Origin of the sequence: Paenibacillus sepulcri (assembly GCF_042647105.1) — a bacterium.
GTDB lineage: Bacteria > Bacillota > Bacilli > Paenibacillales > Paenibacillaceae > Paenibacillus_Z > Paenibacillus_Z sepulcri.
In genome coordinates this window covers 269,774-296,368 of sequence record NZ_JBHRUP010000002.1, presented here as the reverse complement: position 1 = coordinate 296,368, position 26,595 = coordinate 269,774, and the positions used below count along the sequence as shown (strand labels likewise).

At 49.2% G+C, this 26,595-nt stretch carries 28 protein-coding genes; 6 read left to right on the top strand and 22 right to left on the bottom strand.

What is annotated here, in order from left to right; genetic code table 11:
* Positions 1–159 precede the first annotated feature (159 nt).
* Positions 160–1,044, bottom strand: coding sequence for a LysR family transcriptional regulator (locus tag ACFOLF_RS36385; protein ID WP_210040117.1), 885 nt, complete (start codon positions 1,042–1,044; stop codon positions 160–162).
* A gap of 153 nt (positions 1,045–1,197) precedes the next feature.
* On the opposite strand from ACFOLF_RS36385, the gene ACFOLF_RS36380 reads away from it, so the two are divergent.
* Positions 1,198–2,607, top strand: a complete 1,410-nt coding sequence (locus tag ACFOLF_RS36380; RefSeq protein ID WP_210040118.1) for an MFS transporter — start codon at positions 1,198–1,200, stop codon at positions 2,605–2,607.
* Positions 2,608–2,951: 344 nt separating this feature from the next.
* Here the strand turns inward: ACFOLF_RS36380 and ACFOLF_RS36375 are convergent, their stop codons facing one another.
* The 15 genes from ACFOLF_RS36375 to ACFOLF_RS36305 all read right to left on the bottom strand — a co-directional run bounded on the left by ACFOLF_RS36375 (position 2,952) and on the right by ACFOLF_RS36305 (position 17,762).
* On the bottom strand, positions 2,952–3,947 hold the full coding sequence (locus ACFOLF_RS36375) for an oxidoreductase (RefSeq protein WP_210040119.1): 996 nt from the start codon (positions 3,945–3,947) through the stop codon (positions 2,952–2,954).
* A gap of 608 nt (positions 3,948–4,555) precedes the next feature.
* Complete coding sequence (locus tag ACFOLF_RS36370) at positions 4,556–6,613, bottom strand: molybdopterin oxidoreductase family protein (protein WP_210040120.1); 2,058 nt, start codon at positions 6,611–6,613, stop codon at positions 4,556–4,558.
* 157 nt (positions 6,614–6,770) lie between these two features.
* Complete coding sequence (locus ACFOLF_RS36365) at positions 6,771–7,217, bottom strand: DUF2269 family protein (protein WP_210040121.1); 447 nt, start codon at positions 7,215–7,217, stop codon at positions 6,771–6,773.
* Between the two features lie 180 nt (positions 7,218–7,397).
* A complete protein-coding gene (locus ACFOLF_RS36360) occupies positions 7,398–7,982 on the bottom strand; it encodes a TetR/AcrR family transcriptional regulator (protein ID WP_210040122.1) in 585 nt (194 codons plus the stop codon).
* 65 nt (positions 7,983–8,047) lie between these two features.
* On the bottom strand, positions 8,048–8,755 hold the full coding sequence (locus ACFOLF_RS36355) for an acyltransferase family protein (RefSeq protein WP_379219779.1): 708 nt from the start codon (positions 8,753–8,755) through the stop codon (positions 8,048–8,050).
* 60 nt (positions 8,756–8,815) lie between these two features.
* Positions 8,816–9,103: an acyltransferase family protein gene (locus ACFOLF_RS36350; protein ID WP_210040124.1), complete on the bottom strand. Its 288-nt coding sequence runs from the start codon at positions 9,101–9,103 to the stop codon at positions 8,816–8,818.
* Positions 9,104–9,162: 59 nt separating this feature from the next.
* Complete coding sequence (locus tag ACFOLF_RS36345; protein WP_210040125.1) at positions 9,163–9,666, bottom strand: RNA polymerase sigma factor; 504 nt, start codon at positions 9,664–9,666, stop codon at positions 9,163–9,165.
* A gap of 182 nt (positions 9,667–9,848) precedes the next feature.
* Positions 9,849–11,183, bottom strand: a complete 1,335-nt coding sequence (locus ACFOLF_RS36340) for an ABC transporter substrate-binding protein (RefSeq protein ID WP_210040126.1) — start codon at positions 11,181–11,183, stop codon at positions 9,849–9,851.
* A gap of 39 nt (positions 11,184–11,222) precedes the next feature.
* Complete coding sequence (locus ACFOLF_RS36335) at positions 11,223–12,383, bottom strand: efflux RND transporter periplasmic adaptor subunit (protein ID WP_210040127.1); 1,161 nt, start codon at positions 12,381–12,383, stop codon at positions 11,223–11,225.
* A gap of 80 nt (positions 12,384–12,463) precedes the next feature.
* The gene (locus tag ACFOLF_RS36330) at positions 12,464–13,294 is read right to left on the bottom strand and encodes a carbohydrate ABC transporter permease (RefSeq protein WP_210040317.1); all 831 of its coding nucleotides are present in this window, start codon (positions 13,292–13,294) and stop codon (positions 12,464–12,466) included.
* Between the two features lie 62 nt (positions 13,295–13,356).
* Positions 13,357–14,232 (bottom strand): carbohydrate ABC transporter permease, encoded by an 876-nt coding sequence (locus ACFOLF_RS36325; RefSeq protein WP_379113265.1) that lies wholly within the window; start codon positions 14,230–14,232, stop codon positions 13,357–13,359.
* Between the two features lie 133 nt (positions 14,233–14,365).
* Positions 14,366–15,475, bottom strand: coding sequence for a sensor histidine kinase (locus ACFOLF_RS36320; protein WP_210040129.1), 1,110 nt, complete (start codon positions 15,473–15,475; stop codon positions 14,366–14,368).
* Positions 15,468–16,163 carry a response regulator transcription factor gene (locus ACFOLF_RS36315; protein WP_210040130.1) on the bottom strand — a complete coding sequence of 232 codons (696 nt, stop codon included), beginning with the start codon at positions 16,161–16,163 and terminating at the stop codon, positions 15,468–15,470. Before ACFOLF_RS36315 ends, ACFOLF_RS36320 begins: the two co-directional genes overlap by 8 nt.
* Before the next feature lie 177 nt (positions 16,164–16,340).
* Complete coding sequence (locus tag ACFOLF_RS36310) at positions 16,341–16,862, bottom strand: VanZ family protein (protein WP_210040131.1); 522 nt, start codon at positions 16,860–16,862, stop codon at positions 16,341–16,343.
* A gap of 36 nt (positions 16,863–16,898) precedes the next feature.
* Positions 16,899–17,762 carry a M15 family metallopeptidase gene (locus tag ACFOLF_RS36305; RefSeq protein ID WP_210040318.1) on the bottom strand — a complete coding sequence of 288 codons (864 nt, stop codon included), beginning with the start codon at positions 17,760–17,762 and terminating at the stop codon, positions 16,899–16,901.
* A 204-nt stretch (positions 17,763–17,966) separates the two neighbouring features.
* On the opposite strand from ACFOLF_RS36305, the gene ACFOLF_RS36300 reads away from it, so the two are divergent.
* Together ACFOLF_RS36300 and ACFOLF_RS36295 are read left to right on the top strand one after the other, a co-directional pair.
* Positions 17,967–18,527, top strand: coding sequence for a methylated-DNA--[protein]-cysteine S-methyltransferase (locus ACFOLF_RS36300; protein WP_210040132.1), 561 nt, complete (start codon positions 17,967–17,969; stop codon positions 18,525–18,527).
* Positions 18,528–18,665: 138 nt separating this feature from the next.
* Positions 18,666–19,412: a YdcF family protein gene (locus tag ACFOLF_RS36295; protein WP_210040133.1), complete on the top strand. Its 747-nt coding sequence runs from the start codon at positions 18,666–18,668 to the stop codon at positions 19,410–19,412.
* 99 nt (positions 19,413–19,511) lie between these two features.
* Here the strand turns inward: ACFOLF_RS36295 and ACFOLF_RS36290 are convergent, their stop codons facing one another.
* Positions 19,512–20,180 carry a cyclase family protein gene (locus ACFOLF_RS36290; RefSeq protein WP_210040134.1) on the bottom strand — a complete coding sequence of 223 codons (669 nt, stop codon included), beginning with the start codon at positions 20,178–20,180 and terminating at the stop codon, positions 19,512–19,514.
* A gap of 210 nt (positions 20,181–20,390) precedes the next feature.
* On the opposite strand from ACFOLF_RS36290, the gene ACFOLF_RS36285 reads away from it, so the two are divergent.
* Complete coding sequence (locus tag ACFOLF_RS36285; RefSeq protein WP_210040135.1) at positions 20,391–20,954, top strand: dihydrofolate reductase family protein; 564 nt, start codon at positions 20,391–20,393, stop codon at positions 20,952–20,954.
* A 58-nt stretch (positions 20,955–21,012) separates the two neighbouring features.
* Here the strand turns inward: ACFOLF_RS36285 and ACFOLF_RS36280 are convergent, their stop codons facing one another.
* Positions 21,013–21,936 carry a tyrosine-type recombinase/integrase gene (locus ACFOLF_RS36280; protein ID WP_379113183.1) on the bottom strand — a complete coding sequence of 308 codons (924 nt, stop codon included), beginning with the start codon at positions 21,934–21,936 and terminating at the stop codon, positions 21,013–21,015.
* Between the two features lie 320 nt (positions 21,937–22,256).
* Here ACFOLF_RS36280 and ACFOLF_RS36275 point away from each other — a divergent pair, with 320 nt between their 5' ends.
* Both ACFOLF_RS36275 and ACFOLF_RS36270 read left to right on the top strand, forming a co-directional pair.
* Positions 22,257–22,889, top strand: coding sequence for a TetR/AcrR family transcriptional regulator (locus ACFOLF_RS36275; protein ID WP_210040136.1), 633 nt, complete (start codon positions 22,257–22,259; stop codon positions 22,887–22,889).
* The gene (locus ACFOLF_RS36270; protein WP_210040137.1) at positions 22,886–23,410 is read left to right on the top strand and encodes a hypothetical protein; all 525 of its coding nucleotides are present in this window, start codon (positions 22,886–22,888) and stop codon (positions 23,408–23,410) included. The genes ACFOLF_RS36275 and ACFOLF_RS36270 overlap by 4 nt, the downstream gene beginning before the upstream one ends.
* Here the strand turns inward: ACFOLF_RS36270 and ACFOLF_RS36265 are convergent.
* From ACFOLF_RS36265 to ACFOLF_RS36250, 4 genes are all read right to left on the bottom strand, one after another.
* Positions 23,320–23,859 (bottom strand): GNAT family N-acetyltransferase, encoded by a 540-nt coding sequence (locus ACFOLF_RS36265; RefSeq protein ID WP_210040138.1) that lies wholly within the window; start codon positions 23,857–23,859, stop codon positions 23,320–23,322. The two genes, ACFOLF_RS36270 and ACFOLF_RS36265, sit on opposite strands and share 91 nt — an antisense overlap.
* A gap of 243 nt (positions 23,860–24,102) precedes the next feature.
* Positions 24,103–24,618 (bottom strand): dihydrofolate reductase family protein, encoded by a 516-nt coding sequence (locus tag ACFOLF_RS36260; protein WP_210040139.1) that lies wholly within the window; start codon positions 24,616–24,618, stop codon positions 24,103–24,105.
* 46 nt (positions 24,619–24,664) lie between these two features.
* Positions 24,665–25,558 carry an alpha/beta fold hydrolase gene (locus ACFOLF_RS36255; RefSeq protein ID WP_210040140.1) on the bottom strand — a complete coding sequence of 298 codons (894 nt, stop codon included), beginning with the start codon at positions 25,556–25,558 and terminating at the stop codon, positions 24,665–24,667.
* Positions 25,559–25,831: 273 nt separating this feature from the next.
* Positions 25,832–26,569 (bottom strand): phytanoyl-CoA dioxygenase family protein, encoded by a 738-nt coding sequence (locus ACFOLF_RS36250; protein ID WP_210040141.1) that lies wholly within the window; start codon positions 26,567–26,569, stop codon positions 25,832–25,834.
* Between the last annotated feature and the right edge of the window lie 26 nt (positions 26,570–26,595).

Here is a 26,595-nt window from a genome sequence, read left to right as displayed (position 1 = left end):
CATGCATTTCAGCCATCAGCGAGCTCAATTTGGGACTTCAGCCCAAGCCTCCTCATTGCTTATTGACAATCGCGCCAAGCTTGTTCCTGTTCCATCGCATCATATCGGATGGAGTTCACTCCATGTCAAGCGATTTTCATCCAGCCTTATATGGAAATGTCACGGTGAAATGCTCTTTTTCCCGTATAGACGGACGACGAAATCTTGAAACCGGCGTGCCGCCTGTGACAGATAGCGCTGTTCAAGCCAGGTCAAATGGAGGGTCCATTGGCAGACAGGCTCTGCAATATCCAGCAAATGAAGCGAAGAATACTCTTTTCTTGCCGCCGCCGGCAGAAAAGCGATCCCCAAACCCGCTCGGACCAAGCCGTCTATCGCCGCTGGCTCGTCTCCCTCGCACACAATATTTGGGACAAAACCTGCTTTCCGGCAGCATTCATCGGTTATATCGCGGAAGCTGTATCCGGTTTTCAGACTGACGAAAGATTCGTGGGCCACCTCGTGAAGGCTTATGCTTCGCCGGCCTGCAAGATAATGTGAAGCCGGTACAGCCAACAGAATGTCTTCCGTAAACAAAGGCAAACAGCGGACCTCCGGCTGCTCAAATGGCTGATAAGAGAAACAAAAGTCGATTTCACCGCTGAGCAGCCGGGTTTTCGATTCCTCTGTAGGAACCTGTATTACCCGAAAGCTGACATCAGGATGCTTGGAAAGAAAAGCGCCCAACAGCTTGGAGAAACGGTTTAAAGTTGTCACCGCCAGAGATACGCGCCCATGCTCCAGCCCCGACATATCCGCGAGCTCGCGCCGTCCTTCCTCCAGAGCTTTCAGAGCCGTCTCCGCTTTGATGAGAAAAGCTCTTCCATAGGCATTGAGCCGGATCTGCCGTCCAAGGCGGTCAAATAAGGGCACTCCCAAATCATTCTCCAAGCGTGCAATTGTCATGCTTAGGGCCGGTTGGGCAATTTGAAGCTCGCGTGCCGCCTTCGTCATATGCTCCAGCTGCGCTACTTTTTGAAAATATTGGAGCTGCAATAAATCCATCGGAATTTCTACCTCAATCCATAACTCTAAAGTGATTAATTTATAATTAAATATATATTTTTATTTATGAGTAATCAATCTTACAATAACAGTGTGGCCGGTTGGGATGAAAGAGGCTCCATAAGACGATCACATAAAAGGAGGCAATATATAATGACATCGGCTGCGAGCACAATGGCTGCCCCAATAGGGTCTGACCATCAGCGAGTAATGAAACGGGTCACATGGGTCGTTTCACTTGGCGTTTTGCTTAACCCGCTGAACTCATCCATGATCTCCGTCGCGCTTCTGAATATCGGGTCCAGCTTCGGGGTCGGCATAACGACCGTAACCTGGCTGATTTCGAGTTTCTACCTTGCGGCGACGGTAGGCCAGCCCTTGATGGGCAAGCTTGCGGATCTGTTTGGTCCCCGCCGCGTTTTCAGCACCGGAATGGCGCTGGTTATCATCAGCAGTCTTCTCTCTGCCTGGGCGCCGTCTTTCGGTTGGCTGCTCGCACTCAGGATCCTGCAGGCTTTCGGAAGCACATGCGCATTTCCTGCCGGTCTGTCGATCATTCGCTCCGTTTCCCGAACGGCAGACCGTGATGACGGTAAAAGCTCAACTGCGGCACTTGGGCTAATCTCCATTACCGCCAACGTCATGGCCGCATTTGGGCCTACTTTGGGCGGCCTTCTGGTTGCTCATGCGGGATGGCAATCCATCTTCTGGATCAATGTACCGGTTGCGGTTCTGGTGCTTATCCTGGTATTCAAGTGGATCCCTGCGGACATGCGGAAACAGTCTCCGGAAGAGCAGAAAGGCGTTCTGCATATGATCGATCTTCCGGGAATCGTCTTGTTCAGCGGCATGTTCGCAAGCCTGATGTTCTTCCTGGTCACGCTTGGAAAAGGTACCCAGTGGTGGCTGCTGATCATCGTTCCGGTTGCCGGGGTTCTCCTGATCCTGCGGGAGCTGCGCACAGATAAGCCGTTTCTGGACGTCAGGATGCTGGCTTCGAATATCCGGCTTACTTCCGTTTTTGCCCAGTATGCCGGTCTGAACATCGTGTTCTATTCGCTCTTCTTTGGCTTGCCGTTATGGCTGGGCCAAGTTAGAGGCTACGATCCGCAGACCGCCGGATTACTGATGCTTCCTTTTGCTGGCATCGGTGTATTGACGACCCCGCTCGCGGTCCGGATGATTCGCCGTTCAAGCTACCGGCAGCCTGTCATCATCGGCAGTATCGTGCTTGTAGCGGGTACCCTCCTGCTCCTTGTGCTTGGGCCTCATACTTCTGTTCCGATCATTCTGCTGGTCGCTGCAGTCATCGGCATCTCAAATGGAATGAACAATATGGGGCTTTCAACAGCCTTGTACAGCCATACGAAACCGGAAGAAACCGGCGTTGCATCCGGCTTGTTCCAGACTTTTCGTTCCGTAGGCAGCATCTTCTCCACCAGTTTGCTGGGGCTTATATTCGGCGGCTCGGTGACGACTTCAGGTTTACACATCATTGCCGTGGTGACGGCAGTGATCAGCGCCTGTCTCCTCGCGGTCGGTTGTTCCCGAAGGCTAACTTGAAGCCCGATACAGAAGGAACTATTTTCAAATTTTAAGAAAGCTGCACTTTCGGAAAACAGCAAAAAACGGCTCTATTCGCATGGTTGGCGAAAGAGCCGTTTTTGCTATCAGATGATCCCTAACGAAATCTTTTTCATGAGCGCAGCGCAGGAGCTTTGCGGCAGGAGCGAATAACTGAAGGAAAAGCTGGAGATTTTATAGGTGAATATCAAAATCAGGACACTTAGGCGGCACTGCAAGCCCGCCGGCTATACGGCAAAAGCCTGTTGAGAGTTCTCAACAGGCTTTGCGCAATGATGCAGTTATCATGGCTATGTTCATGCAATCGTTAAGGCCGCGTACACTCAGATCGTGAATTTCACGCCGGTCATCTCTTCGCTGAGCCGCCACAGCCGCTCTGCCAAGCCGGGATCGATCGCCCATTGTACGACACCAGGCCCCATCGGAGCTTCAGCGGGGACAACTACGGAGATATCGGCATCCTCGCAGTAAACGCCGCCCTTGCCATCCAGCTGCGTATTCGCTGCACACCATACACTTGTCGCCGCTCCCTGCTCCGTGGTCTTGAATACGTACAGGGGTTCAGCAGGAGGATTGCCTTCCTCGTCAAGCCCACCTGAGGCGCTCAGCTCCTCTTCCGACATATAACGCACCAATCCGCTCATGACCGCGCCAGGGTGAACGGCGAAGGCGCGGACGCCATGCTCCCGGCCCCGCCTGTCCAATGCGATTGCAAACAACGAGTTGGCAGATTTGGACTGTCCGTAGGCCTGGTATTTGTCATATGCCCTGCGTTCGAAGTTGGGATCGTCAAAATCTACGCTTCCGTAGCGGATGCCAACGGAAGAAAGCGAGACGACCCGCGCGCTTCCCGACTTGACCAAAGCCGGCCAGAGCCGCGCGGTCAACTGGAAGTGTCCCAGATGATTGGTGGCGAATTGGTTATCGTAGCCGCGCGCATCGTGCACCTGCGGCGGTCCCATAATGCCGGCATTATTGATCAGGATGTCCAGCGGCCGTCCAGAATCCAGAAACCGCTGCGCGAAGGCGTCGATGGAAGCGGGATCGATCAGATCCAGCTCCTCCAGCTCCACTCTCGGGATACCCGATAATGAAGCACGGGCTTTCTCTGGCGTTCGGGCGGGGACAATGACCGTCGCGCCTGCTTCTGCCAACGCGCGGGTTGTCTCAAGGCCGATGCCGGAATACCCGCCGGTTACGATGGCGATTTTGCCCGTCAAATCACGTCCGCCAAGCGCCTCGCGTGCTGTCGTTTGCGGCCCGAAGCCCGAAGGAATCGGTGCCTGAGGTGTAATTGTATCTATGTTGTCCGTATGCATATTCAATCTCCTCCTCATTTCAATGATGCTTAATCTTGTCCAAAAAAGTGGTTTAGCTGCGTTCATTATTCCCGAAGCAGTGTATATTTCAGTCATTGACGACTCGATTTTTATTATTTCCCTACAATAGGCTGCAGCAGAGAAACGATCATGTCATATTCCCGCAGCCGATTTTCTCAACATCTTGTATGGCATTGCAGCAGCGGCTTGTCCTCGTTCATAATCTTGCTGTCTAAAAAATGCAGGCTTCCACCACTTGTCTTCCTCTCTGCCTATTGCCTATTCGGCTAAGCAACTGAAGCTTATTCCATGGAGTATACTCCATGTCAAGCGATTTTCTTTTTCTTTTAAATAATGCTGCCGCCTTAAAATGCTCCCTTCCGGGAGCGGGAATAGGCTCCGGACGAAAAAAATACCCGGATCCTGTCAATCCGGGCCATTCTCCTATTTAACTATTTTAAGAAGCAGCTGCCGGCAAGCTGTGAAGTATTTAGAACTTCAGTCATGCCTCTGTCCGCCGCTAATGTAAAATCACTTTGTCGCAAGTCCGCATCGTGGTCAATCGATTGTGATAACTTCCCGTTAAGGCAAAGGGGATGCTTCGCCTGTCAATGCTGCAGATGAAGTGCTTGTGCCACCTGCACCCTTCCGGAGAAAAAGGTCGCGCCATTGCCCATATCGGCAACGCGGTCCGGCGTCAGCGCGTTGACGAGCGCCTTGCCGCCTGCGGCATCGGACCAGAGTCCCTGACTGACAACGACTCCAGGCAGAACATCGCTGCCAACCGCCGCCGCAAGCTCACAGCTTCCCCGTCCATTCCATACCCGTACCGTGTCTCCGTCCCGGATACCGCGTGCTTCGGCATCCAGGATATTCATATAAAGCCGCGGCGCTTTTTCCATCCGTATATGCTTGTCGTTCCCGGCGAATGTCGAGTTGAGAAAATTGTGATTGGCCGTCGGTATGAACAGCAATGGATGCGGACCGTCGTCAACCAGCGGTACATAGGTCGGCAGAGCCGGATAACCGCTGCGCTGCATCGCTTTGGAATACAGCTCGATGCGGCCGCTCGGAGTATGCAGTTTGTCCTGGAGGACCGGCTTCACGTCGGCCTTGGCGAACTGGCTCGCCGTCAAGCCTTCCAGCGTAATTCCCCGCAGGCGAGGATTGCCCGGAGCGTCCAGCGCCTGTTCGATCATCTCCTCCTCCGTATCGCGCAGCGGCTGCTCGTCGAAGCCCATCGCCTGCGCCAGCAGCCTGAATACCTCGACATTGGACTTGCTTTCCCCGCATGGCTCGATGACCGGCTGCTGCAGCTGCACATAGTGATGCCAATACGATGTATAAAGATCGGTATTTTCGAATGACGAGGTCGCAGGCAGCACGATATCGGCGAACTTCGCCGTCTCGGTCAGAAACAGATCGTGAACCACAGTAAACAAATCCTCGCGCGCCAGCCCTTCCCTTACTTTATTCGCTTCGGGGGCGACAATCGCCGGATTGGAGTTGTACACGTAGAGCGAGCGGATCGGCCGGTCCGGCTCCAGCAGGGCGCTGCCCAGCAGATTCATATTGATTCGCCGGGTGTTCTTGCGGCTCAGACCGGGACGCTCCAGGGCGGATTTGTTCAGGCTCAAATAACCGCCGTTGCCTTTTATCGCGCCGCCGCCCTTGACCAGCCACTGCCCCGTGAGCGCAGGCAGACAGGCGATCGCGCGGGTGGTCATGCCCCCGTTATCGTGATGCTGCGGTCCGTTTCCGATCCGGATAAACGACGGTGTCGTGCTGCCGTACAGCCGCGCAAGCTTATAGATGTCATCCACAGGCACGCCCGTAATGGCGGATACGACGTCCGGCGGATACTGACGGACATGCTCGCGCAGCTCCTCATGTCCGACCGTATATTGTTGAAGAAAATTCTCGTCCGTCAGCCCCTCCGCAAACAAAATAAACATAATTCCAAGCGCAAGCGCCGCATCCGTGCCGGGCATAACGGGAATGAACCAGTCCGCCCACTTCGCCGTCCGGTTCCGGTGAACATCGATAACGACGATTTGCGCCCCCTGCTTGCGCGCCTTCTCGGCGATCGTAACCTGGTGCATATTCGTGCTGACCGCGTTGATGCCCCACATGATATGAAGCTTGGCATGAACCGTTTCCTCCGGATCCGTGCCGTAGCTGCCGCCCATCGTGTAGCGGTAGCCCTCTGAGCCAGCCGCTTCGCATATGGAATAAATGAGCCGGCTGGCTCCCAGGCGGTTGAAGAACCTCCGCCCCATTCCTTCGGTGCCTATTCTGCCCATATTGCCGTAGAAGCTGTAAGGCAGAATCGACTCTGCTCCCTCCCCGGAAGCCGCAAGTGTCTTCCACCGGGAGGCGATGGTCTCCAGAGCCTCCTCCCAGCTGATGCGCCGGAACTGCCCGGAGCCCTTGGGCCCCGTCCGCAGCAGCGGATGCTGCAGGCGGTTCGGATCGTAGATCCGCTCCGTCATATTGCGCACTTTGTTGCAAATGGCCCCTTGTGTGACGGGATGGGACGGGTCACCGTCTATTTTTACGATTTTCCCCGACTCCTTGCGGACCAGCAGGCCGCATTGATCCGGGCAATCAAGCGGACATACGGAAGGGAAAATTCCGTTCGGTTGATCAATAAACGAAGAATTCATAGCGATGACTGCTCCTTTCGGCGAGGCGGGAGATTGATGTTTTATCGTTTAATGATAGCACAAACGGGAAGAAATGCCTGCTGCATAATGATTGGCGGGATCAATTCACGCTTTCTCGTTGGCAGTCGCCGTTCAAAGCAAGCCGCTCTTCGTAGGTTTAAAAGGGTTTGAACACCATCAGCAGAATCGAGATGAAAACGGCCAGATTCGCAATTCCTTCCAACCAGGCGGAGCGCCTGCGGCTCCGCCGGTACTCGTCCGGCAGCGCCTCTCCTTGCGTCTGCTGCAGCAGCGCAAGCTGCTCTTTGATGCCGGATGGAAGCAGGATGGCCAGAATAACCAGAATGACGAAGAAGATGGCTATCGAGACCACATACCACATCTGGTGAAACAGATAGGTTTGCAGGAAGCCGAGTGCCAGACCGGTCAGAAGCAGCAGTGTCCCGCCGGCTTTCGGGAGGATTGCCATCTTCTCCAGCAGCGCCAATCCGAACCTGGCCTGCCCTGCCGTGCGGACGCTGCTCATGATTAATGGATAGCCGATAACGGCGCAGATAGCTGTCACGGCCGAGATAATATGGATGAACAACAGATAAGTATACATGGGAATGCCTCCTAATATGATGGTGTGTCCTGTCAATCCTTAACGAAAGGGGCTGCCCGGTACGCCGGTCATACCCGAGTTTTCCGGCAAAACCGGCTGCCTGCTGAAGCATGGCTTCCCGCGATATTATCATCGTTCAATTATCTAACTGTGTTATTTTTTGCGAAAAGAAAAGGGGAGCTACCCCCATGCCTTGATATATAACTCCACCATTCGATCGACCAGCACCTCGGCGCGTTCCTTCCCGCCTTTCATGCGGCCCTGGATCGTCAGCGAAATCATGCCATGCAAATTGCTCCAAAATAAATCGACTTCACCGTCGAGATCATTCGTCTCGATGTTCAGACAGTCAGTAATGGCATCGCGCAGCAGAAAGAATACCCGAACAGGTTCCTCGGGAGTTTCCCGGGTCCCAAACGAAACGCCTCCAAGGCCATGCATAATTTCGTATAATTCGCGTTCCCGGAAAGCAAAAGCCCAGTATGCTTTGGCAATGGCGTACAGTGTTTGCTGCGGTGTTTCCTTGTTCTCCTCTTTAGCCTTCGCCAGATCGAGATAGAGCAAGTGAAATCCATCCTTCAGCAGCTGAAAAAGCAGCGCATCCTTGTTCTCGAAATACTCGTAAATAGTCGGCGGACTGTATTCGATCCGCTCTGCTACCTTGCGTATCGTTATGCCCTGCCATCCCTCTTCGGAAGCGATCTCCCTCGTCGCAAAAATAATTCGCTGCCGAAGCTCCTGCTTATGCCGCTCACGGCGACTCAAATGGATTCAGCCTCCTTTTAAATTTTAATCTCATTCAGAAATATAACATTGTTAGATTTTTTATGTCAATGGGTTGTATTGGTTTTCTGTTTTCCCAGGCTTGGAATTGAAATTTTAATCAGGGATATCCGTCCTGCAGCCGCGGCCATGGCGATTGACAACAGACATACCGCAAGAAAATGAAACAGGCTGTTCGCAATGAACAAATCCTCAAGGTTATCGGCTTGTATCGCTGCATGTACAAACACGATCGCGTAAGGATGCAATATATAAACCCACACCCGCCACTCCCGGAAGGCTTTGCCTGATCTCCCCTTCCATTCCCGCGCCCATTGAAATAAAAAATAAGCGGCCGGCAGAGCAAAAATATACATACCGTCCTGCCTGGGAATTCCCGCTGAACTCAGGAGGATTCCCTCGGCGAGCATGAATCCGAGCGATGCCAGAAACAAGCCGGCATTCTTCATTGCGCTCCCCGCCGGCTGTGGCCTCCTGGCTGCCCAAGCACCCAATACAAGATAAACAGGTGCGTAAAACAGCCCGTTGCGCGTGTTGTCAAACAAAGTGAAGATTCCATCGTAGACCTGCGAAATTCCATTATTGTCCGCAATAAGTCCATAATAGCCCCCACCAAGCAGCCCGAGGACATACAACAAGCCAGCCGCTGCAAGCAGCGCATTCATCGACATTCTCTTATACATGAAAAAGGTCATGTATAACCCGACAAGCAAAGCCGGCAAATACCACAAATGATAAAAGATGCCGTCAAATATAATTATCCCTGATGAAGGAATACGCAGTGAAATGAACGGTGAAATAACCAGTATATATGTTTAACGGAATATACAACAATATGGCAATCGCATATAGTATTCCAATTTTTTTCGAATAGCGAAACAGCTTTTTTTATCCGCTGCGGGGTCGCCGGTCAGCTTGCGGAAGAAAAAGAATCCTGAGGTTATGAAAAACACGGGAACGGCTATACGTGTAAGGACACCGCTTAGCAGAAAATCGGCATAGGGACTGTAGGTTTGCAGCGGGCCGGTATGATTGGCAACAACCAATATAGCGGCCAGAAATTTCAACCAGTCCAGTCCGCTGAAATCCGGCTTGGAATTCATGGGTTCGTTCTCCTTATCCTTTATTCACCTATTGTTAGGATGTGGAATTGCATAGAGCGCTATTCCGTTTCCCTTGCCATGGACTGCAGCTTTTTCTTTGCACGATGCAGCTGCGACTTCACTGCGCTAACGGAAGTGTTCTGATACGAAGCAAGCTGTTCATAGGTCATTCCATATTCATAGATAAGCAGTAGCGCATTCTGATGCTTCGGCTGCAAGGAGCAAAGCAATTGGCGGTCAATCTTCATCTCGATGGAGCGCTCCATCTCGTCTTCGGCAGCCCCGGCTAATAATTCAATATGTTCGTTGAAAATTTCCTGCCTTCTAAGTCTCTTTCGGTATAAGTCGATCGCTGTATTTCTGGAAATAACCTTGAGCCAGGCATCCTTCTTTGCTTTATCTTTGAAGGTATTGAAACGGCGGAAAACCTTCACGAAGGTTTCCTGAACCACATCCTGTGCCAAAAAGTGGTCTCTTATTACCGAAAAGGCTGAATAATATACTTGTTTATAGTACGTTTCATATAAGGTATTGAAAGTCTCGTCCACTGTCCTGTCCTTCATTACGGCATCCTCCTATCCCTTCTTCCACTTTAGGATAAGGAAAACTGTTTAAATCGAAATGGGGTTTAAAATTAAATTTTCATAAAACTTTGCAATATGAAACGGCTTCTATGAATTGTCCGTCATCATGCTGACAAGAAAAAAGCAGCGCACGGGGTGGCTGCTTCTTGCTTCAATAATTGCTATTCGTTCAGATAGGTTGTTATCCGGTTCTGGATCAGCTTCGCCACTTCCTCCGCGGACTTCTGCCCGCCGAAGAAGGTCAGGCCCTCCTCGGAGACAATGGAAACCACTTTACCGTCAAGTACCGCGAAGTTATCCGCTGTATCTATGAGCTGCTTGAACCGGGTAAATTCTTCGTCCGATACCTGGACTGCTTTCCCGTCTGCCAGCTTGTATGTTCCGCTTTTGACTTGCTGCTGAATATCGTTTAATGTCTTCTCGTTAACCGATTTAAGAAGTGAAAATCCTTCCCGGTCCTGCAGGGATTGCCCTTCTGCGGATAGCAGGAAGGCGATGAGCTTCCAGGCCTCCTCCTGGACCTGAGATTTGGCTTGTATCGCGAACTGGGACATGGGGATAATTCTCATTCCGCCTGATTGACCTTGGGCATGCGGCTTTTGCAGCAGCTTCGGACTTGAGAATAAGGCATGCGGACCATTGATCAAATCTGCGGGCGACTGCACGACAGTCGAGAAGAATATTTGCTTGCCGACTTCCGCCGATCCCGCAGTCATGACTTTATCATCGTACATTTTTTTTATTTGCTGCATCGTGTCCAGGAACACAGGAGAATCGAACATGGCCTTCTTCGCCGCGCTGTCAACGAATTCCGGGTAATGATCCACAACCATTTCCTGAAGGAGGACATCCGGCGGATAATCAGCGATGGCATAGCGGTTCGCGTTGCCGTTCTCCTGCTCCTTTTGAATAATCTGCTTCGCAATCTCTGTAAATTCATCCCAGGTCCAGTTCTTGTCGTCGATATTCGCGTTCTCCAGAACGCTCCCGTCGCCTACGAACGCCCGGAGGGAAAAACCCGAAGGGATGGCATATGTACCGCCATTCATCTTGATTGCATTCAAGATATTCATCTCCAAATCGCTCTTGTCAAGCGTCTTGTCTTGTTCCATGAGATCATCCATGTTCAGAAAGAGCTGTTTGCTCACGTATTCCTCGAAAGGCAGCCTGCTTATTTCGTAAATATCCGCGCCTTTTCCCGAAAGCAGCTCTGTATTCATCGTTTTTTGGTATTTTTCATAATTGGCCGAGTCCACTTGCTCGCCTGCCTGCAGATAAGCCTTAATTTGCAAATCGATGTCCGGGTACTTCTCCTCAAACTTTTTCTCTAACGTCTCATAAAAGGGACTCGCTTGCTGGATAGACAACGTGACGACGGTTTTATCTTCTTTAGTCGCCGTCTTCTCATTGCCCGCTGTTTCCCCGCTGTCTCCGGAACTGCACGCGGACGTTGTTATCGTCATTAGAATAAGTATGATGCACATCCACTTTCTCATCGTATGAATACCTCCTGTAATATGCTGCTTCATGCTTGACTACTGCAGACGGACATGGTTTCCGTCCTGCAGGGGCTCGCTGCTTTCCAGAATAATGCGGTCATCCTCATAGAGATTATCCGACTGAATCATCGTTTCCTTGCCATTCGTTTCACTGGACTGAATCTGGACCTTGCGGGCAACGAATACATTGCCCAGTGCGCCCCGCTGCTCTTCAATCTTATAAACAAAACTGCCGTCGCCTTCCCGGTGAACAGCTTCATTGGAAACGATAAGTCCTTGTTGGCGGGAGGGCTTCCCGATTTTGATCTGCGCCTGTTCACCCCCTTTCAGCTTGGCGTCAACGATCCTCACATGAAGAAGCTTCCGGGGGATTGTTAAGCTCTTGTCCCCTTCGGCACCGGACGAGTCCGCGGCCAGCGGCTCTGCATTCTTTATTTCCTCAATAACGCCGCCGATCATGCGGCTCTGCTGCTCCTGTACGGAATGCACCTCGACCTCTATCTTCTCTCCGGCCGCAATTCCAAGACTGGTCAATAACGATGAATCCACAGAAACATCCAATTGGTAGCCCAGGCTGTTGTTCGAGACAAGAATATCCGGTCCTGCCGTTGATGTTAATCCTTCTATGGCATTCACTTGCGTTATAATTCCATCGAATGGAGCGGTGAGTTCCTGTTGGCTTTCCAGATTCTCTCTAAGTGCGTTAATTTTGCGCTCCTGTGCGGCCAAATCCAGCTTAAGCGTTTCGATCTCGCGTCCGGCACTTCGAATCTTCAGCGGTTCCCCTTCCTTGGCTGTTAAGATAAACTGATCCTGAACATTTTGCAGCCCGATTTTCTGCTTGTTTAAATTGGTTATTTCATCTTCCAATTCCCGTTCGGCAGATTTGCTGTCATAGGTAATCAGCTGCTGGCCTTTCTTCACATGATCGCCTGGTTTGACGAGAATCTCCTGGACCTTCCAGCCTGCGGGATTCATGAGCCCGGCTTCAGCGAGCGGCCGCAGAATACCGCTGCCGTCGAGCGTAAATAAAATACTTCCGCTGACCGGCTTCTCCGTTCTCACTTTCGGCAGAGTCAGCGATTGCAGCGTATTGCTGAAAAATGTAAAAAACATCAGCAGACCCAAAAGAGCAATGGATATGACTTGAATCATCCGTTTGCGTCTGCGATCAGCCGCTTCTTTCTCCAGCTCCATTTCCCGTCTCCTTCCTGAAAGTTTTGCGTGAGGCAAAACGCGCATCGTAAACATTCACATCCGTTTCGTGTGAGGCAAAACTATCCTTTGATGCCGGACAATTGAATGCCCTCAATGAAATAGGTTTCCGCATACAGAAACAACAGCACCATCGGAGCCATATAGAGCATGGATGCGGCAAAAGCAATTCCCGGCTCGCCACTGAGTCTGGATAAATAGACGGAAAGCGGCTGCTTGAACGGATCGTCCAGAAATATAAGCGGCTGCTCCACCATATTCCAATAATCGACGAACAAGAGGACTACAAGCGCGGCAAGACCCGGTTTGACCATGGGGACGATGACCGTCCGGAATATCCGCAAATGGCCGGCACCGTCCATCTTGGCCGCTTCGATGTAGGCATACGGAATATGCAGCATGAACTGGCGAAGCATAAACACGCCGAAGGCGGCGAAAATGCCGGGCAGGATTATGGCGTTTGAGCTGCCCAGCAATCCCAGCTTGTCAGCCATAATGTAATTCGGCACAAGTGTCACCTGGAACGGCATGAGCATCGTCAACAGATAGATCAGAAACAGCGTATCGCGGCCGCGAAATTTCAGCTTGGAGAGCGCATACGCGGCAAGGGCCGCTATAAGGGTCTGCCCTGCAATGATCGGCACCACCAGCCACACCGAATTCCAGAACATAGCCAGATATCTGGGGCTGCTTATGAGCACCTTGCCGTACTGCTCCAGAGACACTTGATCCGGCAGCAATTTCAAATTTACAAAGGGAATAGCTTTTCCGGCAGCCGTCTCATTCATCTGCCCGATTGATCCGTAATCGATGTCAATTTCCTGTCCCGTCATGAGCGAATTGGTGAACGTAATTACAATGGGAAACAATAACAGGAGCGCTATGGAACTCATGACGAGCGTTAACGCACCTTTCTGCAATACTTTTGCAGCTGGCAATCGGAATTTCCTCCCTTCTATTCCATGAACTGCCGGTACCGGCGCTCGATTGCAAACAGGACCATAACGATCAGCAGGATGCAGCCGACCATCAAAGTCGCCGCCGCAGTCAGCTTCTGAATGTCCAGTGACATGAACATGTTGTTCATATAGTGCTGAAGCATGTATATACTGTCCTGCGGGTAATCCCCGGCGATCAAATACGTTTCCCGGAATACTTTGAACGAGTTCATGATTGACATGATAACGACAAAGAACATCGTGGATGTCAGATAGACAAGCGTGATACTGCCAAACTGCCTTATACGGCCTGCCCCTTCAATTTGGGCGGTTTCGTAATAATCCTTCGGAATCTGCTGCAGTCCCGCCAGGAATAAAATCACGTTATAGCCGATGTTCTTCCATAAATAAACGGCTATGACGACATTTCGGGCCGCATCGGTCTTCATCCAATCCACACGCTCCATTCCAAAATAGCTCAGCCAGGCGTTCAGGGAGCCGTTCCAATCCAGCAGCATCTGCCAGACCAGAATGATCGAGGCGACCGGAACGACAAGCGGCAGCACATAGGCTGTCCGCAGCCATTTTCGCAGATAGATATTTTGGTTGAGCAGCATCGCGAGCCCCAGCGACAGCGCAAGAATAAGCGGAACACTGACCAGGCTGAAATAAAACGTATTGGATGCCGCCTTCCGGAAGGAATCGCTTGCCAGCAGCTCACGGTAATTGTCCAAACCCGCATAATGGCCGTCTACCGTACTGTCCATGAAAGAATAGAACACGCCCATGGCGAACGGAATCAGATAGAACAGCGCAAAGCCGACACCGCTCGGTGCGAGAAACAGCCATGCCGACATCGCATCCCTGCGAAGCCATCTTGCTATTTTGTTCATATTGAAATCATGCCAAAAACCCCACTTCTTCATTTTCTTGTCTCCTGCCCTTCATACGTTTAAGAATAGGGCAGACTGTTAAAGAAAGAAGTGGGGTAAAGTTTAAATTTTCATAAAATGGTTGGCATGGTAACTAATCGGTGATTTTAGTTGTTTTGTGCTGCGGCAAACGGACTTCAAAACAGGTGCGGATTAAGCTGCTTTGAGCCGAAATGATGCCTTGATGCTGCGTGACGATATTCTTTGCAATGAACAAGCCAAGGCCTGTGCTTCCTTCATGGTGAGTCCGCGCTTCATCGCCGGTAAAAAACATATCGAAGATATGAGGCAGCTCTTCCGGAGGAATGGAATCACCATAATTAGCCACTTGTACCACTACATCCTCTGCCTCAAGATTGCAATGAATATCGATAAATTGGCCATCCTTTCCATAACGAATGGCATTGGTCAGAAGATTTTCGAATACGCGCGCGAGCAGATCCCCATCCCCCGAAACAGTCAAATGCGGAGTCACATTCAGTCGGGTGGCGAGGTTGTTTTTCTCAAAAACAGGGTATAATTCCTCATTTAATTGAATGATAAGCTCGCTCAGATCGATTGGCTTTTTATCAATGACCAGCTTGCCGTAATTCATTCGGGTGATTTCAAATAATTCGTCGATCAGTTTCTCCAAACGCTGGGACTTGTTAAAAGCAATGCTTGTGTAGTGTTTCATTTGCTCGGAAGTCAATTGATCATCCTGAAGAATGAAATCCAGATAACCTAGAACGGATGTCAGCGGCGTACGCAAATCATGAGCCAAATTCAAGACCAGCTGCTCCTTGCTGTTTTCTGCAAAATCGCCTCTCTCCAGGGCTTGCTGCAATTTTTCGCTTGCCAGATTGATGTCCCGGGCTATATCCCCGAATTCATCTTTCGACGGAATATGGATGCGATTGTTGAAGTCTCCGCTTGCAAGCAGATTAATTCCGCTTGATATTTCGTGAAAATAGGCCGCATAGCGTTTGGTGAGTAGAAAGAAAAAATATATGGAGAGCGGAATAAATACAATCAGAAAAAAGTTTATATCTCCCATCTCTCTCATAAAGTACCGGACTTTAGTCAAGGGATTCTCGAGTTTGGTCGTATAATAATAGAGCTGGAGCGCTTTATAGAGCGCATAAGTAATCGCAGCGGCAAGGATCATGCTTAACCCGAACAACTGGATCATTTTAAACCGGAAGCTTCGGATCATGTTAGCCATTGAATGTATATCCCACCCCCCAAACGGTTTTGATCAGTTTGTTTTTATGCGTGTCCTCGCCAAGCTTTTTGCGCAGGGTACGAATATGTACCATGACTGTATTGCTGCCCTCATAGTAGGTTTCGCCCCACACCTGTTCAAAGATATTTTCCGAGCTGTACACCTTCTTGGGGTAGCTGGCCAGCAGATACAAAATATCAAACTCTTTGGGGGTCAGTTCGACAGGCTTGCCATAGAGGGATACAGTGCGTTCCTCGGGATGGATGGTCAGCCCGCCCAGCTCCAAAACAACTTTATTCGATTGTGCTGCGTGATTGAACTGCGTGAACCGCCGGATCTGGGCATTCACACGGGCAACCAGTTCCATCGGATTGAACGGCTTGGTCACATAATCATCTGCTCCTCTTACCAGCCCCGCAATCTTATCAAGATCGCTCGCTTTGGCGCTTAAAAAAATAATAGGCAGATTGTGCTGCTCGCGAATTTGTCTCGTTACTTCATAACCATCCAGCTTAGGCATCATGATATCTAAAATAGCCAAATCAATGGAATGCGATTGAATCGCGGTAATCGCTTCCTGTCCGTCAAATACTTTAATGCAGCGGTAACCCTCTTTTTCCAAATGCAGCTCAATCAGATCGGCGATCTCCGGCTCATCATCAGCTATCAGTATTGTGATCGACTTCATTTTTTCCACCTCTGTAAACATTAGTATGGCTATTATTGTATCAGATTTATTCCTGACCCGGCTTGCTTCCTCTATGAATAGAGCCCTTTTGTGAAAACGCCTCAAGGGACTTCTGCTTGAAAAAAGCAAAAGTCCCCTTAAAGGATACAATGTTAGAGCCTTGAACTCCTGCGCGAGCTAAATGGGTCTATCTCCAGGCCGGATGACACTGGACGCAGCTGTTACAAGCTTCACGCATAATTTGCAGGCCATGCAGCCAAGCAAGCCTCCGCTGGAATTGAGGATGAGATCATCGACGTCAAAGCTTCCAATAGCGAATAGGACCTGAGCGCTTTCCAGGCAAAGGCTTAAGCCTAGAGCAAGCAGGAACGCGCCCATATGCGATAGCTTTTTGTTTGATAGTATGCCAAGAAAAACACCGAACGGCATGAATATGACGATATTCCCGACCAGGTTGATCAGATCGTGATCGGATAACACATAAATCGTCCGGGATATTTCATGAAATGGAATCAGATTGCCTTCATGCAATCTCCCGCTGATCAGATCAGGATTTTTCAGACTCATCTTGAGCTGCTGCCAGAGAAATGTCATGTCAATCGCGCGAAACTTGAACAAGATGATTTTGAGTAATGCATACATATACATGGCAAGCAGTCCCAGTGTGAAAACATCGTTCAACGTTCTCTTTTGTTTCATTTCCCATCCTCCCCTTCTCCCGGAATTTTGACCCCGTCAGGAATACAAGGTCACAATGACACCATCTATATTGTCGCCTGAAATCTCATAGCGCTCATTCGCCGGAATAGGAATGGTTGTGCTGCCGGAGACAGGATAATAAGAAATTTGATAGCTTTGATGATCGATCGTCGTCGTGATAGTCTTCTGTTCTTTCAAGTAGTCCAAATATTCTTCCAGGACAAAATTCTTTTCCTTCATGATGGCGCTGTGCGGCAATCCAACATAGCGAAAATGCCAGGGCTCGTACAGAATGCCCGTGATTGCCGTTTTATCCTGCGGATAACGCAGGACAAAACCGTATTTCCATGCGTTTGCTTTCAACCACAATCCTTCAGGGGCCGAATTCATCTCCGCCTGCGTAGATCCGATATCAAGCGATAAACCCAGGTTATGCTCGCTGTAGCCTGCCGGAAGGGCATAGTCGGCACCCATTTGTTGATAGAGCTCTTCTTGTCTTTTTTCGTCCCGATAACCGCTGCTGATTAAAAAATGGTTAACCCCATCATTTTCGGCGAACTCCACCATGGTTGTAAATTTTTGCGCCAGGCTTGGCGACAGCTTAATGGTGTTATCCAGCAATCCGAATCCGTTCAACAGCTCCTCATGCTGTGACAGATTGACCGCTTCGGCTGCTTCATCCCCGGACGGGACAGGATGGTCCTTATTGACAAGCAGCAAATTGCCTTTGTGAATCTGATCCTTTGTAACTTGAATGGTAAGCACGTTCTTGACAGGAGTCACCTCCGGAGCTTGATGGTCCTCTTCCGTTGACTTCTTGTCAATAACCTTCAGTTTGTGCTGGGCAAATCCAAAGTCCAGCAGCAAAAGTATAATAAGCCCAAAAATCCATTTCTTCATCATCCGTTTCCTCCTAATCCATCATCCACTTCAGGATAAAGAAAACTATTAAAAAAGAAATGGGGTTAAACTTAAAATTTTCATTAAACTTCTCGGCCGGCGGGGGTTCGGTCCCTGCATCACTTTCAATTTTTGCTATCTTATTACGGCTGTATTATCATAGGCTTGATGATTGCTTATAACTCACAGGAGGATACTATAATCATGGGCAGAACAGCAACAGAAGTATACTGGGGAACTCTTGTGCATCCTATTTTTCTAGACCGTCCGCTCTATCTGGCGGCGACGAGCCAGGGCTTATGCCTGATCACCCTGCCGAACGAGTCATTCGATACACTAAGAGCATGGGTGGATAAAAAAATACCGGATGCTGTGCTGGTCGAAGACTCCGGGCAGGTATCCGGGTACGTCCGTCAGCTGCAGGAATATCTCGAAGGGAGCCGGCAACAATTTACGCTCCCCTTTGACCTGCGCGGTACTCCATTCCAGGTCTCCGTCTGGCAGGCGTTAACCCAAATCCCTTACGGCCAAATCCGGAGCTATTCAGATATTGCCGAGACTGTCAGCAGTCCTAAAGCAGTACGTGCGGTGGGAGCCGCGAACGGTGCCAATCCCATACCCATCGTCATTCCATGCCATCGTGTCATCGGCAAAAATGCCGCGCTCACGGGATTCAGGGGAGGCTTGCAGGTGAAAGAGGAATTGCTTCGGCTGGAGGGCTTTTATGACTATACCAAAAAAGGACATTCACGCTTTCTCTTTTGACGGACAGGTTCGGAATGGGATGGCCGATCCAGGTCATGGTATGGAGAAGTCTTTTGGCTGCTGAATGGCTTGAGAGATTGCGGCCGTGTTACAATAAGTGGACGGATATTCAGATTTATTTCGAAGGTGGCTGCCGCTTTGCTCTATATGATTAAATTTCTGTACAGTTTTGTCCTTCCGCCCGGTTTATTTATTGTGGTCCTGCTGCTTCTCTGCTTCCGGATTTGGAAGCGGGACCGAAAGTCCGCAATCGCGCTGCTTTCCACTACACTTATATTGTATCTGCTCTCGACCGGCCTTGTTGGTGACGCCTTAATCCGTTCGCTGGAGAGTCGTTATTCGCCTCCCGACCGGCTGCAAGGCGACGTTATTGTCGTACTCGGCGGAGGAGCGACAAGGGACACGCCGGATATCGACGGCCAGGGGAACTTGTCCGGTTCGGCTGCCAACCGATTGCTGGCCGCGGCAAGACTGCATAACGAAACCGGGCTTCCTATCATTTTCTCCGGTGGCCAGGTATTCAAGGACAGCGGCAATGAAGCGGATATCGCCAAACGCCAGCTCATCGGGCTAAACATACCCGCCAACCAAATCTTCATCGACAATCTTTCGTTAAATACCGAACAAAATGCCGCAAATGTCAAACTGATCCTGGATGAGCAGCATTTTGAGAATCCGATTCTCGTTACCTCCGCTTTTCATATGGAACGATCTGTCTTGAATTTCAAAAAATCCTCCATTGACGTCATCGCTTATCCTGTTGATTACTGGACCGGGAAGGAGGCGGCCATCTATGCGAATAAGCTGACGCCATCATCGGGAGGTCTCTCCAATACCGGCGTCGCATTAAAGGAATATCTGGGAATCGCTGCTTTAAAGTTCTGAGCGTTGAGGCAAAATGAAAGAGAAATCCCCTTAAAGCGATGCATGCCGCTGCTGTCAGCATGTCCTGCTCAAGGGGATTTTTTAGTTTCATCGGGGCATTTAGAAAGCCATAGCCACAGCTCTGACGGGAGCTCCGCCGAAGCCCTGCAGCTTCAGAGGAAACGCGCATAAATACCAGCGTTCCTCGGTAAGAAGCTCCTCAGTCAGGTACAGCTCCTCAAGCGGCCAAATTTCATTTGACAGCAATACCTCATGCGCAGGCCGCCCCTTACCTTCTCCCCAGCCTCCGATGCTGAGACCGTCAATACCGACTCCCTTGACGCCGCGAGATACGAGCCATTCGGCTCCCTCACCGCTAAGATAAGGCCACCGATGGTAATAATCTTCGTTATATCCGCGCTTTAACCCCCAACCCGTGCAAAGAAGAACAATATCGCCTTCGCGGATGCGGTCGCTATAGAGCTCAAGATGACTGCTGCCGATTGCCGAATCGGCTTCAATGCCGAACAGGTTAATCGGTACCGCTTCACCCTGGAACTGTTCGACCGGAAACTGTTCAATCGTCTTTCCTTGCGGGTAGAAATGAAACGGTACATCAAGATGCGTGGCGGTATGCACATTCATATCCAGCCTTTCGGCTGTAAAGCCATCATTGGGACAAAGCGCTTCGTAATGGACCTCCACCATTCGGTAAGTCGGCCAGCCTGGACAGTTGTGATAGACTGGTTGGGATAAATCAACAACTTTCCTCGGGGTCGGCATTGGCATCTTTCAACCTCCTATTTGTACTTGAATATGATCAATATAAGCGCTTACAATACACAATAACAAGCTCAAAAAAATTATATCATACTATGAGAAATCCAACCGGCAAAAGAGAGCAATTGATAAGAAATGATAGAAAGGTATATTTGCTATGATGTAAGCAAGCCGATATCAACAATTTAATCCGAATTTCTGTGAAGAGGGGCCAGGAAAATGAGGAAAATCATTTTGTACATGCAAATATCACTTGATGGCGTTGTTTCGGATGTCAATGAATGGATGACATTCAGTGATGAAATTGCCGCAGATGCGCTTGAGTCCTATAATAATGTGGATACCATTGTGATGGGAGGCAATACTTACTCCTCGATGGCCGAATATTGGCAGGATGCGGAAAAATCGTCCGATTCCACGCTTGAGCGATCAGTTGCCAAAAGAATAAACGAAATGAAGAAGATTGTTATTTCCCGTTCAAAAATGGATATTCTGGCTTGGAATAATTCACAGCCATTGATCCTTGATGAAAGCTTTGTTCATGAAATTGAAAAGCTCAAAAACAGTGACGGCAAGAACATCTCCGTTGAAAGCGGAGTGAAAACCTGGCAGTTATTTTTACATCACGATCTTTTTGATGAACTGTGGTTATTCGTACATCCCGTAGTCGCTGCTCAAGGCGAAAGGCTGTTCGCGGATGCTGGAACAAAGTTCTCCCTGCACCTGAGCAGCACTAAAATATATAAGAATGGCGTTGTTGGGTTGCAGTACCAGAAGATATAAGGCCTTAAGAGCGGGGTCTGGCTGCCGCTCTTGACCGGTGAGGCACTTATTAAACCGGCTATCCAATCGCATGCAGCGGAATGTTCACCATCGACATCGCCTGTTTCTTTTGTTCATCATTCACATGCGTGTAGATCATTGTCGTTTCAATGGATGAGTGTCCCAATAACTCTTTGACAACCCTGATATCGACCCCATTCCTCAGGAGCATCGTGGCAAAACTATGCCTTAATTTGTGGCATGAGAGTTTCATATCCGTCACTTTGGGGTTCTTCTCTTTAAAGGCCGAGAAGGTTTGCCCCACAATTTTCTGGATCTGCCGTATGGAAAGCCTCTTCCCCTTTTGCGAAACAAAAAAAGCATCCTCCTTCGCGCTGTAAGGCGTGATTCTTTGCGCTTCCACCTCGATCAGATACGACAGCAAAACAGAAGGCACAGGGATTTCGTTCCATTTACGCCCTTTTCCGAATACTTCGATGGACTCCTTCCCTTTCTTGAAATCCTTGAGATTCAGCCGATGTACCTCGCCAACTCGAAGCCCGCAATAGCCCATCAGCAAAAAAATCGCGATATTCCTGCTTCGGTAACGCCCCCCAATATATTGGAGAGTCTCGACAAGCTCTTCTTCTTCGAGATACACGGGTTTCTTGTTTTTCTCCGTTTTTGATTTTTTCACCTCAAGAGCCGGATTGCGGTTAGCCATTTCGAAATCGATCAATGCCACATAAAAGGAGCGGATAGCCGATAATGTCCTGTTCCGTGTCCGGTCCCCGGTCGAACGCTGTTTGGCCACCAAAAATCCCACAACGTTCATTTTCCCCGCATCCTCTGCCGGAAGTCCTTCTAATGATTGAAGATAAGAATAGGCTTCTCTCAAATACTCTTTTTGCGTGGTATCCGTATAACCCGCCTGCTTCATCCATATAGAAAAACAATGAATCTGTTTCCCGTACAATTCTTCAAGCTCATAATCCCGCGGCAAATTTAATCCCCCTCTTAATCCCTCATGTAACCGGTCCACAACATAAAGAATGTCCGCGGCGGCTTGTATATGTCTGTTTATTGACTTCGATACATTCAAACACAGTATACTGGGTGCCCTCTTACAATTATAAAATCGTTTTAAACCGAAAGTGCGCCAAACATGTATTTGGCGCACTTATTATAGCATATATTTGTTCCCAAATGCGGTACAAAAATCATGGATTTGCCCTGAATCGTATGACCTCCGGATTATCACCGGCGTATAACTTGACTAATAAATGTTTATATGTATAATAAAATGAACGGTCTGTCTTTCATGTGGAGACCAGCTTTAAACAGGAGGTGTTTACGATTAAAAAAGGTGAAAAATCAAAAAAACATATTATAGAACAATCCGCCATGTTGATGAACCAGCATGGATTTCTGGCTACTCCGCTTTCTGAAATTGTGGAAGCAACCGGAATGCAGAAAGGCGGAATCTATAACCACTTTAAAGACAAAGAGGAATTGGCTTTGCTTGCTTTTGATCAATGCTGCAGCGTGATTCAACAATATATTGAAGATGCGCTCCATTTGAAGACATCAGGGACGGACCGTATCATCGCCTTTATTGAAGTTTATTCTACATTTGGAGAGAACCCTACAATACCAGGGGGTTGTCCCATTATGAATGCAAGCATTGAAGCCGATGACGGACAATCCGCAAAACTTCTGGAAAGAGCGCAAAGCGCCATGCAACATTTAATCCATTTCCTCAAGGACGAAATCACGGGCGGAATTGCGAATAAGGAATTACGTCCTGATATAGACCCTCAAAAAACGGCAACTCTTATTATGAGTACTATTGAAGGCGGCATTCTTCTGAACAAATTATTTAACGACCGGTTTCATATTACAACGGTCCAAAATCATTTGAAGGATTATATAAAAAACGAGCTCAGCATAAATTGAAAATGGAGTTGCTGCAGATGATCTATTACGATTCTGCCCATGGACAGATTTCCTGGAATGAAGAGCTTCAAGCAGTCGTCATGGAATGGAAAGGCTTTGCTCACGGCGACGAGTTCCAAACGATTCTTATAAAGGGAATTGAATTATTGGAGCAAAAGAAAAGCGGCAAATTATTGATGGATTCCCGTAAAGGCTCTGCCATTAAAGCGGAGGATCAGGAGTGGGTCGCGCAGCAATTCGTGGCACGCGCTTATGGGGCTGGACTTCGATATCTCGCTATGCTTTTGCCTAAAAGCATGATTGCCAAGCTGAGTCTGGATCGAACAATAGATGGTCTGGGAGAGCTTCCGTATGAGCTTGTGAATTTCAGCGAGATGGAAGAAGCGGTTCAATGGCTGACCCATCCGCATGCCAAATTTGTTTTACATATCTACTCACCATTTCCCATTGCAGCATCGATATCCACCCGCCAGTTGTTACACTGCATGATGTTCCCTGGCGGGTATTCAAATTCGCACTGATGCATCAACGAAAAGCCGAGCTTCCGGCATACTGCGTTCGATGCCGGATTATTAACAGACGGGAACGCATGAATATACCTATGCTTATGTTCCCTGGCGGCACTTATAATAGCTTCTCTGACACCTGCCGTCGCTATGCCTCTGCCTTGATAGGGCGACAGTATGCTCCAGCCGATTTCGTAGATGCGATCTTCCTTCCACTTGCTGTCCCAGTACCCGACACTGCCGACAGCTTCAAGTTCTGGAAGCAAAACAATGCTGAACATCCGGCCTGTCCCTCGTCCGCCAATTTCAAGATACCGCTTGTGGCGAGAAAGGATCTGTTCGTCGGTTTCCGGACCTCCAAGATGCTCCATCATCTCCGGAGCATTAATAAGACGCAGCAAATCCAGATTGGAATCGGCCCAAGGCTCTATCCGGACGAGTGATGGATTCAATTTCTCAGACATTTCTCTCACTCCTATTATTTTTATTTCTGATCCCGTTACCTTCATGGAACTCATTTATGTATTCGAGTTTAGAAAATATTACGTTTGCCTAATAATAACAAGAACATATGTTCCATGTCAATCAAGCCCCCTGATTCGGAGACTAATTATTTTTTTGATTTCTTATTGCTTCAATTAAAAAAGGCACCGCATCGCTGCAAGCGCCATTCCCTATTGCGACTTGTTTGAGTTTGTCATTCTTTATTAACTGCCAACGGCGTAGCGCAGCTGGACAACGCCATTGCCAAGCGGCTTGAAGTCCAGCAGCTCCACATCCTTGTACTGATAATGGTGTTGGTCTATCAAGAGATTGAGCCCCTTTCCCTCAAGCACAGGCGCAAAATTGAATATGATCTCCCCAATAAGCCCTTGACCTAAAAATGCATTGTGCAGATCCGCGCCGCCCGCAAGGAGCGCTGTTTGGTAGCCCTTCTCCTGCAGGTAATCGAGTGCTTCCTGCGGGGACCCTACAACCTTGACACCGGGCAATTCATTCATGCTTGTTGAAACCACCACGATATCGATATCGGCAAAAGGACCGCCCCCTCCACCGCCGTTTCCACGCATGGCCTCGAACGTTCGGCGTCCAACGATGAAATTGCCGGCAGCTATGGCTTGGGCCGCAAAATCGTCGAACGCTTCCTTTTTTGGCGGATGCTCGGCACTGGACTGGGCGTAGTTTCCATTGGCAGTCAATGCTGCCCAAAGAATTGTTTTCATAGTTAATTCCTCCCATTTTCATTCATAACAATGATAGTTCACAAAATTACACATTTATCCATTCCGGGGACGTTCTCTCAAGGACACTTCGAATCGAAGCCGCAACCCGATCCGGCCGGTCCTCCTGCACATAGTGCGAGGCATCAGTCAGGGATTCGGACATGTTCAATTTAAGAAATTTTTGCCATTTTGCCATTTCTTCAAGCGGAAAGCCGGCGCTGTCCTTCGTACCCCAGAGAATTTGTGCCGGTAAATCAGACAGCACTGACAGTCCCGATTCGATTTCCGCAAGCCACGACCGCGCTTTTCGTATCTGCCTTGGGAAAACCCATGTCGGCTTCCTTGATTCCGGAGTCGGAAACGGATCGGTATAGGCCTTTCTCAAGCTTTCCGTGATTTTTTCCGAATGAAAAATCCCGTGTGGAACAATCCTTTTGGCGAAGAAGTTCCGCCTTGTCTGCAGCCAGTATCCAATGGGCCATCCTCCCATTGCCAACGAGAAAATCTTCATCGCAGGCAGCGCCGCAGGCCAGGCCCAGGTATTCATGACAACGATGCCCCGCAGATTGTCCCGGTTCCGAACGGCATAATTCAATCCGATCGGTCCTCCCCAGTCCTGGACCACCAGAATCATATTTTTGAGATCCAAGAACCGGATTAATTCCATGACCGCATCGGATTGCTCCTGCGGCGTGAAGCCGTACCGCGAAGGCGCTTTGGACATACCCATTCCGGGGTAATCCGGAGCGATCAGGCGGCATTCTCTGCTGAGCTCCTTAATGACATTCCGATAGAGATAAGACCATGTGGGATTTCCGTGCAGGAGAAGAACTACCGGCCCTTGTCCTTCGTCAATATAATGAATGTGCCCGTCACGGTAAGGCAGCCAATGGTCCTTGAAGGGGTATTCCGACGAATCCACTTCAAACGGTCTTTTCATATGTATCGCCTCCAATTCGCAGCTTGCTCCATTTTATTGAGGCTTCAATATAATGTATACCCCCTGCAACAAGAGTAGTGAATTATGGAACATTTGAAAAGTAGTTACATTAAGGTGCAATAGTTTCACAAAATGAACGATAGAGAAATACTGACCAAGATGAAACGGCTGTTGTGAAACTTATATATTCTATAAGGTTAAAAAAAACGCCAATTGTTGAATTGGCGGTTCATCTAAATCTTACTATAATAAAACTTGCGCAGAACTTCCTGTTCACTTCTTTGTTTTCTCTCCCCCATGATATCTGAAAAATATGTTGGAAGGTGTTTGAACGATAATTTTTTGCTCATCGGTCAGCAAATCCAGCAGCTCCTGCGGTCTCTCGAAAGCTCTCCACGAAATCATGGCAGGGGCATATTTATATAATACGGATCGGCGTTCATGCGAGCCCTGCCAAGGGAAGGTTCCATGAGTCAGCGCCTCCGTGAATATCAGTACATCCCCCGCCTTCTGCTCAATATGTACGGTGGCTCCGATTTCCGAATAGTCCCTGTACGAATCCGGCACGCGATAATTGGCTTTATGACTTCCGGGAATACAGCAGAATCCGCCGTCATCCGGTCCGATATCTGTCAAGGCGTAAGATACAACAGTCAGGCCGTTGAACATTTCTCCGTCTTTAAAAACATAAAACTGCCCCGGATCGTACGGGGCTCCTCCTCCGTGAAGTCCCAGAGGGGGATGGCCTTTCCGCTGAATAAGGGTATACTCGTGATCCAGCCGGTATTCCTGCTTCAGCAGCTCCGTTAGATATGGCACGATTTTGGGATCATCTATCAGATCGCGAAAATCGCTCTCTTCCCAGAGCATAAAGTTTTTCAGCCGCTCCTTACCCTGTTCCATATTCGCATCGATGGCGCTGTTTAGCGAAGCAAGCTGCTCCTTGGTCAAAACATTCTTGACCACGATGTATCCCTGTACGTCAAATAAATATTTTTCTTTTTCATTCATCCCGATTCCCTCCGAATTCTTCTAAT

Coding starts and splice junctions, on each gene's coding strand:
- ACFOLF_RS36385 (WP_210040117.1), bottom strand. CDS start 1,044: ATGGATTTATTGCAGCTCCAATATTTTCAAAAAGTAGCGCAGCTGGAG.
- ACFOLF_RS36380 (WP_210040118.1), top strand. CDS start 1,198: ATGACATCGGCTGCGAGCACAATGGCTGCCCCAATAGGGTCTGACCAT.
- ACFOLF_RS36375 (WP_210040119.1), bottom strand. CDS start 3,947: ATGCATACGGACAACATAGATACAATTACACCTCAGGCACCGATTCCT.
- ACFOLF_RS36370 (WP_210040120.1), bottom strand. CDS start 6,613: ATGAATTCTTCGTTTATTGATCAACCGAACGGAATTTTCCCTTCCGTA.
- ACFOLF_RS36365 (WP_210040121.1), bottom strand. CDS start 7,217: ATGTATACTTATCTGTTGTTCATCCATATTATCTCGGCCGTGACAGCT.
- ACFOLF_RS36350 (WP_210040124.1), bottom strand. CDS start 9,103: ATGAATTCCAAGCCGGATTTCAGCGGACTGGACTGGTTGAAATTTCTG.
- ACFOLF_RS36345 (WP_210040125.1), bottom strand. CDS start 9,666: ATGAAGGACAGGACAGTGGACGAGACTTTCAATACCTTATATGAAACG.
- ACFOLF_RS36340 (WP_210040126.1), bottom strand. CDS start 11,183: ATGAGAAAGTGGATGTGCATCATACTTATTCTAATGACGATAACAACG.
- ACFOLF_RS36335 (WP_210040127.1), bottom strand. CDS start 12,383: ATGGAGCTGGAGAAAGAAGCGGCTGATCGCAGACGCAAACGGATGATT.
- ACFOLF_RS36330 (WP_210040317.1), bottom strand. CDS start 13,294: ATGAGTTCCATAGCGCTCCTGTTATTGTTTCCCATTGTAATTACGTTC.
- ACFOLF_RS36325 (WP_379113265.1), bottom strand. CDS start 14,232: ATGAACAAAATAGCAAGATGGCTTCGCAGGGATGCGATGTCGGCATGG.
- ACFOLF_RS36320 (WP_210040129.1), bottom strand. CDS start 15,475: ATGGCTAACATGATCCGAAGCTTCCGGTTTAAAATGATCCAGTTGTTC.
- ACFOLF_RS36315 (WP_210040130.1), bottom strand. CDS start 16,163: ATGAAGTCGATCACAATACTGATAGCTGATGATGAGCCGGAGATCGCC.
- ACFOLF_RS36310 (WP_210040131.1), bottom strand. CDS start 16,862: ATGAAACAAAAGAGAACGTTGAACGATGTTTTCACACTGGGACTGCTT.
- ACFOLF_RS36305 (WP_210040318.1), bottom strand. CDS start 17,762: ATGAAGAAATGGATTTTTGGGCTTATTATACTTTTGCTGCTGGACTTT.
- ACFOLF_RS36300 (WP_210040132.1), top strand. CDS start 17,967: ATGGGCAGAACAGCAACAGAAGTATACTGGGGAACTCTTGTGCATCCT.
- ACFOLF_RS36290 (WP_210040134.1), bottom strand. CDS start 20,180: ATGCCAATGCCGACCCCGAGGAAAGTTGTTGATTTATCCCAACCAGTC.
- ACFOLF_RS36285 (WP_210040135.1), top strand. CDS start 20,391: ATGAGGAAAATCATTTTGTACATGCAAATATCACTTGATGGCGTTGTT.
- ACFOLF_RS36265 (WP_210040138.1), bottom strand. CDS start 23,859: ATGTCTGAGAAATTGAATCCATCACTCGTCCGGATAGAGCCTTGGGCC.
- ACFOLF_RS36260 (WP_210040139.1), bottom strand. CDS start 24,618: ATGAAAACAATTCTTTGGGCAGCATTGACTGCCAATGGAAACTACGCC.
- ACFOLF_RS36255 (WP_210040140.1), bottom strand. CDS start 25,558: ATGAAAAGACCGTTTGAAGTGGATTCGTCGGAATACCCCTTCAAGGAC.
- ACFOLF_RS36250 (WP_210040141.1), bottom strand. CDS start 26,569: ATGAATGAAAAAGAAAAATATTTATTTGACGTACAGGGATACATCGTG.